At 41.7% G+C, this 13,111-nt stretch carries 7 protein-coding genes and 3 tRNA genes; 4 read left to right on the top strand and 6 right to left on the bottom strand.

The window, feature by feature from the left end; genetic code table 11:
- Positions 1–716: 716 nt before the first annotated feature.
- From clpX to PARA125_RS09335, 6 genes are all read right to left on the bottom strand, one after another.
- Positions 717–1,964 carry an ATP-dependent Clp protease ATP-binding subunit ClpX gene (gene clpX / locus PARA125_RS09360; protein ID WP_213158619.1) on the bottom strand — a complete coding sequence of 416 codons (1,248 nt, stop codon included), beginning with the start codon at positions 1,962–1,964 and terminating at the stop codon, positions 717–719.
- A gap of 36 nt (positions 1,965–2,000) precedes the next feature.
- A complete protein-coding gene (locus PARA125_RS09355; RefSeq protein ID WP_213158618.1) occupies positions 2,001–2,609 on the bottom strand; it encodes an ATP-dependent Clp protease proteolytic subunit in 609 nt (202 codons plus the stop codon).
- Positions 2,610–2,724: 115 nt separating this feature from the next.
- A complete protein-coding gene (gene tig, locus PARA125_RS09350) occupies positions 2,725–4,008 on the bottom strand; it encodes a trigger factor (protein ID WP_213158617.1) in 1,284 nt (427 codons plus the stop codon).
- A gap of 75 nt (positions 4,009–4,083) precedes the next feature.
- Positions 4,084–4,155: transfer RNA gene (locus PARA125_RS09345), tRNA-Gly, on the bottom strand.
- 15 nt (positions 4,156–4,170) lie between these two features.
- Positions 4,171–4,242, bottom strand: a tRNA-Gly gene (locus PARA125_RS09340).
- Positions 4,243–4,281: 39 nt separating this feature from the next.
- Positions 4,282–4,354: transfer RNA gene (locus PARA125_RS09335), tRNA-Gly, on the bottom strand.
- A 660-nt stretch (positions 4,355–5,014) separates the two neighbouring features.
- Here PARA125_RS09335 and PARA125_RS09330 point away from each other — a divergent pair.
- From PARA125_RS09330 to PARA125_RS09315, 4 genes are all read left to right on the top strand, one after another.
- Complete coding sequence (locus PARA125_RS09330; RefSeq protein WP_213158616.1) at positions 5,015–8,515, top strand: DEAD/DEAH box helicase; 3,501 nt, start codon at positions 5,015–5,017, stop codon at positions 8,513–8,515.
- A gap of 75 nt (positions 8,516–8,590) precedes the next feature.
- Positions 8,591–9,646 carry a rod shape-determining protein gene (locus PARA125_RS09325; RefSeq protein ID WP_213158668.1) on the top strand — a complete coding sequence of 352 codons (1,056 nt, stop codon included), beginning with the start codon at positions 8,591–8,593 and terminating at the stop codon, positions 9,644–9,646.
- 35 nt (positions 9,647–9,681) lie between these two features.
- Positions 9,682–11,499 (top strand): phosphoenolpyruvate carboxykinase (GTP), encoded by a 1,818-nt coding sequence (locus PARA125_RS09320; RefSeq protein ID WP_213158615.1) that lies wholly within the window; start codon positions 9,682–9,684, stop codon positions 11,497–11,499.
- A gap of 24 nt (positions 11,500–11,523) precedes the next feature.
- A complete protein-coding gene (locus PARA125_RS09315; RefSeq protein ID WP_213158614.1) occupies positions 11,524–12,858 on the top strand; it encodes a LysM peptidoglycan-binding domain-containing protein in 1,335 nt (444 codons plus the stop codon).
- The last annotated feature ends 253 nt before the right edge of the window (positions 12,859–13,111 follow it).

Raw genomic sequence — 13,111 nt, 5'->3', positions numbered from 1 at the left:
AGCAAGAAAATATCTAAAGTGCTTTTGTTTTAAAATGCAAACAATAAAAAAATAGTAAAACTAAAACAGGGAGATATTTATGAAAGGGTTCATAGGCAACCATTCAAATCCACGTGGGATAAAAAAAGCTAAAAGCGTTTGAAAGTTTACAAAATAAAAAGGAATAAAAATTGAAAATCGGTTAACTTTTTCAAAAATACCAGGCTCTTACAAATCCTGAAACCAGGAGGCGCGAGTATTATATAGACGTGATTAGGGAGACAGCAAGTGTCTTTCGGGAAGTAGACGAACTCGTGAACCTTTTGCAAGGCCAGCTCATAGTAAAGCCTTGTCGCACATAAGGCCTACCAAAATAAAAACATCCCCTGCAAGCAGCAGCTATAAGCATTCGTAAACCTGATGGCGCAAGACAAGCTGCATTATACGCGAGAAATAGCAGAAGCTGAATAGAGTGCTTTCAACTCACTTAGAAGATAAGTAAATTTTGTCGCCTTCAAGAGAAAGGGAGCCGCGTAGAAGCGAGGAGGAACTGCGGAGGATTTTTAGGAAAAACGATAGGCTTCTTTGCCCCCTCATAAAACACCCTCTTGGCCTACGCCATACAAGGGCAAAAACCCTAAGTTGTACAAAAAGAAACGCCTGATTTATTCGCTATAAAATTTAAGTTAATAGATGGCCTATCCTCTGCATAGCAGAGGATAGGCTGTGATTAGCTGCTAGGCAATCTTTTCATCGTCCGTCGTACGTTTAATGATCGGCTCTTTTTTGCCAACGACGACATCGTGATCGATCACAATTTCCGTGATAGTGGGGTCTGATGGCACATCAAACATGAGATCGCGCATGATAGTTTCTAAAATCATACGCAAAGCCCGGGCTCCCGTTCCTGCTTGAATTGCTTTTTGTGCGATTGCAGCAAGAGCTTCATCCGTAAATTGCAAATTGACCCCTTCCATTTCAAACATGGCCATGAATTGCTTAACAATCGCATTTTTAGGCTTGCTCAAAATAGAAACTAAGTCTGTGACGGTTAATTCATTGCAGTTTGCAATGGAATTAAATCGGCCTACAAACTCTGGGATCATTCCGAACTGAATGAGATCTTCAGGTTCAACTTTTGCCAACAATTCGCTCTTTTTATTGGGATCCACAATTTCTTTATCTTTGGTTGTAAAACCGATTGTACTCCTTCCCAAACGTTTTGCGACAATTTTCTCCAGATTGACAAAAGCGCCGCCCACAATGAACAAAATATTCTCTGTGTTCACTTTAATGTATTCTTGATTCGGATGCTTTCTTCCCCCTTTTGGAGGAACATTCGCAATGGTCCCTTCTACAATTTTTAAAAGAGCTTGCTGCACCCCTTCTCCTGAAACATCTCGTGTAATGGATACGTTAGCGGTTGTGCGATTAATCTTATCGATCTCATCGATATAAATAATCCCAAGCTCCGCTTTACTCACGTCATAATCAGCCGCTTGCAATAAGCGTAAAATGATATTTTCGACATCTTCCCCTACATAGCCGGCTTCAGTTAACGTGGTTGCATCGGCAATAGTAAAAGGAACATCTAGAATACTAGCTAACGTTTTAGCAATCAATGTCTTGCCAGATCCTGTGGGCCCAAACAATAAGACATTCGATTTATTAAATTCGACAGGATTATTGTCCGTATTGGCCGAGCGAATCCTCTTGTAGTGATTATAAACAGCGACGGAAATTGTTTTTTTCGCGTTCTCTTGTCCGATGATGTATTCATCTAGACGTTCTTTAATCTCTTTTGGTTTTAAAACTTTAAATTCATGATTTGTTCTCGATTTTTTCTTTTCCAAAATCCCAGAACACAAGCTAACACATTTGTCGCAGATGTAAGCGCTTGGACCAGAGATTAATTTTTCAACTGCATCTTCTGTTCGCCCACAAAAAGAACAAGATATATTTTCTTTATTTGTTTTTTTTGCCATTCTTAATCATTTATGTTGCTGATTTTGTTAACACTTTTATTTTTTCATGGTTGTCACAACTTCATCAATAATCCCATATTCTTTGGCTTCCTGAGGACTCATATAAAAATCTCTCTCAGAATCGGCCGCGATTCTTTCAACAGGTTGGCCTGTTGCTGATGCCATGATTTCGTGCAGAGTGCGTTTGAGCACTAAAATCTCTTTGGCTTGTAACATGATATCGGAAGAAGTTCCTCCTACCCCTCCAGAAGGTTGGTGAATCATGATACGGCTGTTCGGTAGCGCAAAACGCTTCCCTTTTGTCCCTGCCATGAGTAAAAGTGCTCCCATAGAAGAAGCTTGGCCAATGCAATAAGTATTGATGTCACATGTCATCCAACGCAATGTATCATAAATGGCCAGACCAGACGTGATATATCCACCCATGGAATTAATATACAGATGCACATCTTTTTTTGGATCTTCCATCCTTAAAAACAGGAGCTGAGCCACCACTACATTCGCTATTTGATCCGTAATATCGGTGCCAATAAATACAATACGGTCTTGGAGCAAGCGGGAAAAAATATCCATCGAGCGCTCTCCGCGTGCTGTATCTTCAATGACATAAGGCGTTAGAGAATTAATAGGTCTTTTATCTGACATAGCGAATCCTTAGCGTGCTGTTTGAATAATGCCTTTGTTGTACATGAATTGACTATTTTTTTGCTACGATGCAAATTGAAAATTTAAGCTCTTCATTTTCAATTTGCTAGGCTAATTAATTTTTTTGAGCTTGCTCGACAAGGAAGTCCTTGACTTTCTTTGACATCAAGAGTTGACGCACACGGTTATGCATCTCAGGCGAATTGAGTAAACCACGCGCGTCAGGCAAGGATTGGGAATATCGGTAAACTTGCGTAAATAGCTCTCTAAATACTTCCTCATCAGATACTTGGACCTTAAACTTCTGGATAAGATCGTTCTCTAAAAAAATCATGCGGATAGAGTCTACACATTCTTTCTCAATCTGTGGGCGCATTTCCTCTATTTTTTTAGAAGCTTCAGCAGCAGATAAGCCCGTCTCTTTTAATTCTTCTGTTTTGGCGGCAATCAGTCGCTTCATCTCTTGTTTTGCGATAGAGGCAGGAACCTCAAAAGGATATTTTTCTAAAAGAAGGGAAGGAATTTGCTCGCGTAATTCAAATTTGCGCTCTTCCTCTGCATGTTTGTTGAGTTGATCTTGCATTTTGTTCCGCATATCTTCTAGGCTTTCAGCCCCTGATTTCTTCGCCAATTCATCATTTAGCTCAGGAAGGATAGGCGTTTTAATCTCTTTGATGGTAATGCGCATATGCATAGGAGGCTCTTGATCTGCGATCTGAGCCTCAACGCTTTCACCTGTCTGGTGGCCAATTATGGCGGCTTTAAACCATCCAGCCATCCCCTGTTCATCTACTTTAAAAGATTCATTTGCGTAATAAACTTGTTCAGGATTCTCCACTGAACAGGCATCCACTACAACAGTGTCACCTTCTTGAACCGCACGGTCTCCTACAACTTTCCAGTCCGCATAGTGAACGCGCACGTTTTCAATCGCTTTATCCACATCTGCTTGTGTAATCTCTTTCTTCTCAACAGGCTTAAGCTCTAAGGATTGAGGATCAACTTCAGGAATAGCAGGCGCAGATTCAAATTCAATGACTAGATCAGCCCCTGCTTCAAGAGGAGCATTTTTAACCAATGCTTTTTGCACGCTTTCCTTAGTAAATGGATAGATGCGAGTCATTTCCATAAATTCGCGCAACGCTCGATTCAACAAAATATCGCGCCATTCCTTTTCCACATGAGAGTTAAAGTTTTGCAAAATCATCGCTTGAGGCACTTTTCCTTTGCGAAATCCAGGCATGGACACTTCTTTAGCAATAACCTTGATCGCTTCTTGATAAGCAGCTTGAGTGGCTTGAGGGGTTACATGAACATCTAACTTAACAAGACATCCATCTTCTTTTCTGAGACTAATTTTTACATGTTCATTGCTGACTTCTGTTTGATTATTAGACACCGTAACCTCATTTTTTGGAAGTTGTTTGAGAGCACCTCTTTGGCGAGTGTGCCTATATCATACTCTATAAGATAAAGCGGGTGATGAGGCTCGAACTCACGACCCTCACGTTGGCAACGTGATGCTCTACCACTGAGCTACACCCGCATTTGAAAATCGCAAAGCGGGTGATGAGGCTCGAACTCACGACCCTCACGTTGGCAACGTGATGCTCTACCACTGAGCTACACCCGCACACTTTGCGCTATATTTGACCTTGCATTGACTTGTATAAGCGGGTGATGAGATTCGAACTCACGACATTCACCTTGGGAAGGTGACGCTCTACCAACTGAGCTACATCCGCAATTACATCTAAATTAACTCTGTAGGGCTTTACCTACACCTCATTTGATTTAAGCGACGAGTATAGGAGGGCTAGATTTTTTCGGCAACATTTTTTGATTAAGGTTTTAAAACAACGAAAAAAAGTGTCGGTTCTAAACCAAAGAATGGAGGAAACTTTGACTTAGAACCGACGGTGGGGAATTTAAGAATTTTGCTCTTTAATTTTCACCATACTGACCCTGCTAATTATCTTTCAAGATTTTTTTAGATATTTCTCAAGACGTCTTAACTTCAACGCTTTTTTTAAAAAACCTTCCTAAAACATTTATTTATATCCCATTAAAACCACATCCCAATCCTGGCATGCCTCCTTACCCACACCCAAATGTTTTATACCAAAACTTACCAAAAGTATTCTTTTCCCAACTTATTCCAAACAAAAATCCTTTTGCTTGCAATTAAGTCTAACAAATTGAAAATTAATACCAAACACAAACCAAACCCCACAAAAAAATCCTAGAAAAAAAATGGCATTTTTTTTTAGCCTCTTCGCTTTTTTTGATTGCGTTCACATAGGAAAAAAGCTAAAAGATAGTGAAAAACTGCAAATTTTCCACTAAATTTCCCGTTGTATGAGCACTTTTAAAGGCTCTTTAACCTAAATTTTCAGAGAGTGACAATGCTAAATTTTCGCAAATTAAAAAAAGACTATTCGCCCAATATATTAAATGAAGGAAAAGACTTGAACGCCAAGGGCATGGTTGTTTCAGCAAAAATTGTCAGTCTCACCCCCCAAACTGTTCGCGTTCACTGTGGCGTTCTTGGTGCGTTTGACAATAAATATCAATGTGAAATCGAGATTAGTCGGCACGACTCCTCAACCTTGGATTCAGATTGCGATTGCCCTTATAAATATGATTGCCAGCATTTAGCTGCCGTCCTTTTTTATCTTGAAGAACAATTTGACGGAATGGTGGTGGAATACTCGAAAGAAACAGACTTGGAAAAAACGCATACTTTCAATGAGAAAGAAAAAGACACTTTGCGCAAGACATTCAAAGAGGCTGCCCAAAAAGAAGGAGTTAGAAAAGGAAAAAAACAACAAAAAGAGTTATTAGAAGAATACATAAGCGCCTCACAAGTTTTAGGACAGTCTCCTTTTTTTCTACCTGAAGAAGAGCTCACTCTAGATAAAGCCGAGCTAGCTGTTGTCTTTACCACCTCTGGCAATGCGTCGGATACTTTCCATGCGGCCGAAATACAACTCGCCTTACGCTTACCCTTTCGATCAAAGCCTTTAATCATTCCGGTAATTCGGGATTTTTTAAATGCCGTACGCTATAGCGAACCGCTCTATATTGGAAATAAACGCTATTATTTTACTCTTCAATCATTTGATGACGAAAGCGCCTTCCTCCTTAAAAGCATTATGGATTTTGCCCGCTTTCCTGAAACCCATGTAGACAGAGCCCAGCGCCTTGCCACGCTTGACAGCGAAACGTTTGGCACAATTTTGGCGCAGGTGTATGAATCTGTCATACAACGATTAAGCACTACAGGATCCGTGTTGACGGATGATTCCAAGCTGAAAACAATGCCATGTCTCTACAGCGGAAGCCTAGAAGAACCTCTCCGATTTTCCCCAGCCCCCGCTAATCTCCAATTTGAGCTTGAGTATTTTACTGCCTCAGATCCCAAAATCCTCTTTAAACCCACTCTTCTCATCGATCAAGGGATTGTGACTTTACAAGAAGCACGTCTTTTCGAATGCTGCAAACCCGGCATGATTTTAAACCACACCTACTATCGATTTCCTACCTTGATCAAACGCAAACATTTGCGCAACATCTCAGTCGTCCGAGATATCACTATTCCTGAACCTCTCTTCGGCACATTTGTCGAAAACTCGCTACCAGAACTCATGCGATTTGCCAATGTCAGCAACAATGAAATCATCGAGAAATTCGTGACCCTTCCTTTTACGGGAAAACTTGTCGCCGAATGCGATATCCACTATCTCAACGGTGTATTAGAAGCTACCGTCGAGTTTGTATACGGGCAAACAAAAGTGCCTTCTTCTTCCAGCCAACTCACTATTCAAGAGATCATGTCTTTCGTGAAGCCAGAAGGGATCTTGGCACGCAATTTAACGGAAGAACAGAAAATTTTAAACGATCTTTTCCAAGACTTTACCTATGATGGGGCCCAACACTGCCACGTTTGTAAGTCCGATAAAAAAATTGTGGAATTCATGACAGAAGTCATTCCGCGCAATCAACATCGAGTCAAATTTAACTGCCCATCTAATTTGCTCGATCAGTTTATCTACGACAATACCACATTCAAATTGCATCTTTCCGAAACAGAAAGAATGGATACCTATAAAGTAGACCTAAAAGTAAACGGCTATTTAAATGGCGTGACTGTTGATTTACTTTGGGAATGCTTATCTTCTAAAAAAACATTTATCGAACTTTCCCGCGGAAAAACTTCAAAAAGAAAGACGCGGGTCGAGGATGAGAGCAGCTTTAAGACTCTCAAAATTCTAGTACTCGACCTAGATAAGCTCGCTCCAGTGGTCGAAATATTTGATGAAATTGGCATAAACCTTCTCACAAACCATGAAGAAGAAAGACCTTTATGGAGTTTGGCAAGTCTGGATGCAAGCAATTTCGAAGGGCTCCCCATTGAGTTTTCTATGACAGATAAATTGCGCGAAGTTCAGCAGCAAATGCTTGGTAAACAAACATTTCAAGCTAAACAAGTTCCCGAAATTATCCATGCTAAATTGCGTGAATATCAAGTGGAAGGGGTCAATTGGCTCGAACGCTTACGCCATATGCACCTTAACGGAATTTTGGCTGACGATATGGGGCTTGGAAAAACATTACAAGCGATTATCGCAGTGACCCAAAGCAAAATTGACTATCCAGATTCTATTTCCATTGTCGTTTGTCCAACTTCTTTAGTATACAATTGGAAAGAAGAATTTTCTAAATTTAATCCCCAGCTGAAAACTCTCCCTGTAGATGGCTCCCCCGCGCAACGTAAAAAGCTCATTAAAAACATTAAAAACTTTGATATCGTTGTTACCTCTTATACTCTTCTACAAAAAGATATTGAACACTACCAAAATTTCAAATTTAGATACTGCATTCTCGATGAAGCCCAACACATTAAAAACAGAGGGACCCGCAATGCTAAATCTGTCAAAATGTTGCAGGCAACCCACCGATTAGTCTTAACAGGAACTCCTATTGAAAACTCACTGGAAGAACTTTGGAGTTTGTTTGACTTCTTAATGCCTGGCTTATTAAGCACTTTCGACAGATTTGTGGAACGCTATATTCGCAATCCTCATACCAATCAAGGGAAAAATCTGGAAATCTTGCGCCGCAAAGTTTCTCCCTTTATCTTGCGCCGCATGAAGCAAGATGTTTTATCTGAGCTTCCACCTTTATCTCAAATTGTGTATCATTGTCATCTTTCAGAAACACAGCAGGAACTTTACCGCTCTTACGCTCAATCTGCTCGAGAGGAACTCTCCCAGCTTGTCAGAAAAGAGGGATTTGATAAAGTTCAAATCCATGTATTGGCTACTCTGACACGTTTGAAACAGATTTGCTGTCACCCTGCGATTTTTGCCAAGGAAAAACCTGAAGGAGGCGACTCTTCTAAATATGATATGTTAATGGAGCTTATTCCTACGTTAATCGAAGGAAAGCACAAGACAGTTATTTTTAGCCAGTATACACGAATGCTCAACATCATCCGTGACGATTTATCTTCACAAGGTATTCCTTTTGAATACTTAGATGGCTCGAGTAAAAATCGTTTGAATATTGTAAAAAAATTCAACGAAGATGAAAATATCCCCATCTTCCTTGTTTCTCTCAAAGCTGGAGGTACAGGTCTCAACCTTATTGGGGCGGATACAGTGATTCACTATGATATGTGGTGGAATCCTGCCGTTGAAAACCAGGCCACAGACCGAGTACACCGTTTAGGGCAAAAGAAATCGGTATTGTCCTATAAGCTGATTACCTTGGGAACCATCGAAGAGAAAATCTTGCAGCTTCAGCAACAAAAAGAAGGCCATGTCAAAAAAGTTGTCAGTTGCGACGAAGAAGCGATTGCCAAATTGACCTGGGAAGAAGTGTTGGAGCTTTTGCAAGTTTAACTTAATCAGATTCACTCTTTGGAATAAATTATGAGTAAAAAAAACCCATCTGGATTGAAAGAGTCATTTGACACAATGTACCGCTCTGCTTTCGGGCATCTCAATAAATTTAGAGGAGCATTTTCAAATGATATCGGAATCGATCTAGGAACCGCCAATACCCTCGTCTTCGTCAGAGGCAAGGGAATTGTGCTTGCTGAGCCCTCTGTTGTGGCAGTAGATTCCTCCACAAACGAAGTCTTAGCCGTCGGCCATAAAGCAAAAGATATGCTAGGTCGTACTCCACGCCGTATTCACGCCGTGCGCCCGATGAAAGACGGGGTCATAGCAGATTTTGAAATTGCTGAAGGGATGTTAAAAGCCTTAATTAAGCGCGTGACGCCTTCTAGAAGTTTGTTTCGACCTAAAATTCTCATCGCGGTCCCTTCTGGAATTACGGGAGTAGAAAAACGTGCCGTTGAAGATGCTGCTCTACATGCCGGAGCTCAAGAGGTGATTCTCATCGAAGAGCCCATGGCGGCCGCGATCGGAGTAGACCTCCCCGTTCATCAACCTGCAGCTAGCATGATCATTGATATTGGAGGAGGAACAACCGAAATTGCTATCATCTCTCTGGGGGGAATTGTCGAATCCCGTTCTTTGCGCATCGCCGGAGATGAATTTGATGAATGTATCATCAATTACATGCGTCGCACCTACAATTTAATGATTGGTCCACGCACAGCTGAAGAAATTAAGATGACCATTGGTTCTGCCTATCCTTTAGGAGAGAATGAACTGGAGATGGAAGTTCGCGGTCGCGACCAGGTAGCAGGTCTTCCTGTCACCAAAAGAATTAACTCGGTGGAAATTCGGGAATGCTTAGCCGAGCCTAATCAGCAAATTATTGAGCATGTTAAATTAACGTTGGAAAAATGCCCTCCAGAACTTGCAGCAGACCTTGTAGAAAGGGGGATGGTTATTACGGGGGGAGGTGCTTTGATGAAAGGGTTAGATAAACTGTTAATTAAAGAAACAGGTCTTCCCGTTATTACAGCTCCCAATCCATTACTCTCTGTTTGTTTAGGAACTGGCAAGGCTTTAGAGTATTTGGACAAGTTTAAGAAACGTAAATCCATGGCAAATTCCTAGATTGAAATCTCTGCAGGTAGAGGTAAGGAAACATAATGGCTCTTAAAACCGATTTTTTGGAGAAATGGACAAGCAACAAAGCTCTCATTCAGTGGGTTCAAGATGCCATTCAACTTTGCCAGCCAAAACATGTACACCTTTGCGACGGTTCAGAACAAGAATATGAAACCCTTTGCCAAAGCATGATGGCAGAGGGGAAATGGCAGCAACTTAATCCCATTTTACGCCCTAATAGCTATGTGTGCAGTTCCGATCCAGCGGATGTGGCGCGCATCGAAGAAAGAACCTTTATTTGCTCCGAAAAAAAAGAGGATGCAGGTCCTACAAACCATTGGAAAGCTCCTCGTGAAATGCTTGCAACCCTTAAAAATTTATTTAAAGGTTGTATGGCTGGAAGAACGATGTACGTGATCCCTTTCAGCATGGGCCCCTTGGGATCCAATATTGCTCACGTTGGAGTTCAGATTACAGACTCACCTTACGTGGTTTGCAATATGCGCATTATGACACGTATAGGTAAAAAAGTTCTAGACGTTTTAGGCCATGGGCATTTTGTCCCTTGCATGCATTCGGTAGGCTATCCCCTAACAAAGGGAAAAAAAGACATTCCATGGCCCTGCCATCCAACCGAGAAATATATCGCTCATTTTCCTGAAAAACGTGCGATCTGGTCTTTTGGCAGTGGATATGGGGGGAATGCCTTATTGGGGAAAAAATGCTTTGCTCTGCGTATCGCCTCCGTCATCGCCCGAGATGAAGGTTGGCTAGCTGAGCATATGCTCATCATGAGCCTCACAAATCCTCAGGGAGAAAAAAAATATTTCGCTGCAGCTTTTCCCAGTGCCTGCGGAAAAACAAATCTGGCGATGTTAACGCCCACCCTACCGGGTTGGAAGGTTGAGACGGTAGGAGACGACATTGCCTGGATGAAATTTGGTGAGGATGGGCAGCTGTATGCTATAAACCCAGAAGCCGGCTTTTTTGGAGTCGCTCCTGGCACTTCGGTAGAATCAAACCCGAATGCCATGAAAACTATTAGCAAAAACACCATTTTTACAAATGTAGCACACACACATGAGGGAGACGTATGGTGGGAAGGGATGACAAAAAGCCCTCCTGCACGTTTGGTTAACTGGCTGAAACAGAGCTGGACTCCTAGTTCAAACGAGAAAGCGGCGCATCCAAATGCACGCTTCACAGTGCCAGCTTCCCAATGCCCCATTATGGATCCGGCTTGGGAAGATCCTAAGGGTGTTCCTATTTCTGCTATCCTTTTTGGCGGGCGTCGCTCCTCAGTCGTTCCCCTTGTGTATGAATCTTTTAACTGGAGCCACGGGACTTTTCTTGGAGCAAGCATTTCCTCCCAAACAACCGCTGCAGCTACAGGCGAAGTGGGGAAATTACGCCATGATCCTTTTGCCATGCTTCCTTTTTGTGGATACAATATGGGAGATTATTTTGCACACTGGCTAAATATAGGGCATTCCAAAAAAGCAAAAAAACTTCCTAAGATCTACTATGTAAATTGGTTTCGTCAAAATGCGGAGGGAGAATGGCTCTGGCCAGGTTATGGCGAAAATTGCCGTGTTCTTAAATGGATTTTTGACAGAACCTCTGGAAAAGCAAAAGGGCTTGAAACTACCATTGGAATTACGCCAACCCCTGATAGCTTGGACTTGACTGGATTAAATATTTCCAAGGAGGCTGTCGAAGCTTTATTGCATGTCAGCCTAGAAGAATGGAAAAAAGAAGTAGCAGAGCTAGCAGGTTACTTCAATTTATTCGGGGATAAACTTCCAACAGGTATTCGCGATGAACTCCATGCCTTAGAAGAAAGATTAAACGCTGCATAACTATTTTTGGCTCTCTCTTAACCCATGTCCACAACTAAAAAATACCTTCATCAAATTCGAAGATTAAGCCAAGCTTTGATTCTCAGTTTTGCCTTGAATATTGGCCTTACTGCCCTATTTATCTACTGGGTTGTCAAAGAACGCCCGCCCACTCCTTATTGTGAATTAAAGCCTGCCGATTTGCACTCTCTTCAACCCCCTTTAGCTATGGACAAAAGCAATGGCGAAATGATTCGCCATTTCCAAAAAATGTCCTTACAACAGCTTTTAACCAAACTTGGAAATAAACAACTGGTCGAAAATGGATACACACAAAGAGATTTGGCTGTAGGCTGCCTTGTCACCTTTCATTATTTCGATCTCACTAAAGCTTTATTGGGCCTTCCTCAACCCGCCCAACAAAGGACGATCGCTTTTGAGAGTGAATCAGGAAAAAAAACAGAAAAAATTTACGTCTACCCTGGGCTAACAGATGTTCATTATCAGGCTATTATGCGCTACGCTCTCACTGAACAGTGGCCGATGACTTCAGAGGGGCTTTTTCTTTTATTGCAAAAAGCAAAGGGACAACATGATCCTTCCCTAGCTGATGCCTTTTATTTAACCCAAGAATTTTTAGCTGTCGAAATGCTTTTCAATCGCGCTGAGGTGGCCATTCCAAAGAAAGAGCTTTTGCAAGTTTTGATTGAGGGAAACTGGCTATTGCTTTCGGCTTTTTTACAACAACAAAAAGTTTCTCAGGACCTTTCTGTAGCTCGCAGGCAACGGTTTTTACTCGATTATATTCAGCAAAACTCCCCTACTGCTGCTCAATTGATTTTAAAGACAGATGGTTTATTTGCGCTGAAAAAGCTCAATGATTGTCATGTATTAGAAGTTTTACGGCTACTCAAAGAAAAGAGCCCTCTTACAGAGCAGTTCGCCCTTGACCTTCTGGCTAGCCCTAGAAGCGATGCTGTGTGGGAGCTCGCCGCTCGCCGTCTCTACGAGCAGGCAGGTGAACCAATTCCCGAAAAATACACGCATCAAGCCGCATTAGCCCGTTTTATGCCCCAAAAAAGTGGGACCCAGGAAGTAGCCGAAGTAAAAATAAAAGAGCCTACGATACCCCCCATGATTGAAAAAACCTCGATTGCTAAAGAGGTACCGATAGCGCCTATGGTGAAACAGCCACCTGCAAAAGTCGTGGTCAAAAAAGCCACTCCCACTTCTCCCAATCGGTTGTACTTTGTACAAGAAGGGGATACTTTATGGAAAATTGCAGCGCGCTTCAAGGTTGATGTGGAGACTTTAAAAAAATACAACCGTTTAAAATCCGATGCATTAAAAGTGGGAGAGCCCTTACGAATTCCCACTTGAATTTAATCTTGATACCCGAACTTTAAAGAATAACCTCGAGCTAGTAGGGGTTAAATTTTTTACCAGCGGGTTGAAAAAATAAAGGGCTTTTTCCTACGTTCCTACATCTTTTGCCTACCCTTTGGATGAAATTTTAAGGGCGAAATTTTTGTAGCAAAAAGCTAAAGATAAATCCACCATGCTATAGCCGCTTGAGTTCAAACAAGAATGTTAGCCTCAAGCTTATCTTCGACAGGAATTAACTTTACTTATA

The organism is Parachlamydia sp. AcF125 (assembly GCF_018342475.1).
Lineage (GTDB): Bacteria > Chlamydiota > Chlamydiia > Chlamydiales > Parachlamydiaceae > Parachlamydia.
This window is presented reverse-complemented; position numbering and strand designations above follow the sequence as displayed.

Bases quoted from the DNA above. Each gene is read 5' to 3' on its own strand.
- clpX (WP_213158619.1), bottom strand. From the start codon at position 1,964: ATGGCAAAAAAAACAAATAAAGAAAATATATCTTGTTCTTTTTGTGGG.
- PARA125_RS09355 (WP_213158618.1), bottom strand. From the start codon at position 2,609: ATGTCAGATAAAAGACCTATTAATTCTCTAACGCCTTATGTCATTGAA.
- PARA125_RS09330 (WP_213158616.1), top strand. From the start codon at position 5,015: ATGCTAAATTTTCGCAAATTAAAAAAAGACTATTCGCCCAATATATTA.
- PARA125_RS09325 (WP_213158668.1), top strand. From the start codon at position 8,591: ATGTACCGCTCTGCTTTCGGGCATCTCAATAAATTTAGAGGAGCATTT.
- PARA125_RS09320 (WP_213158615.1), top strand. From the start codon at position 9,682: ATGGCTCTTAAAACCGATTTTTTGGAGAAATGGACAAGCAACAAAGCT.
- PARA125_RS09315 (WP_213158614.1), top strand. From the start codon at position 11,524: ATGTCCACAACTAAAAAATACCTTCATCAAATTCGAAGATTAAGCCAA.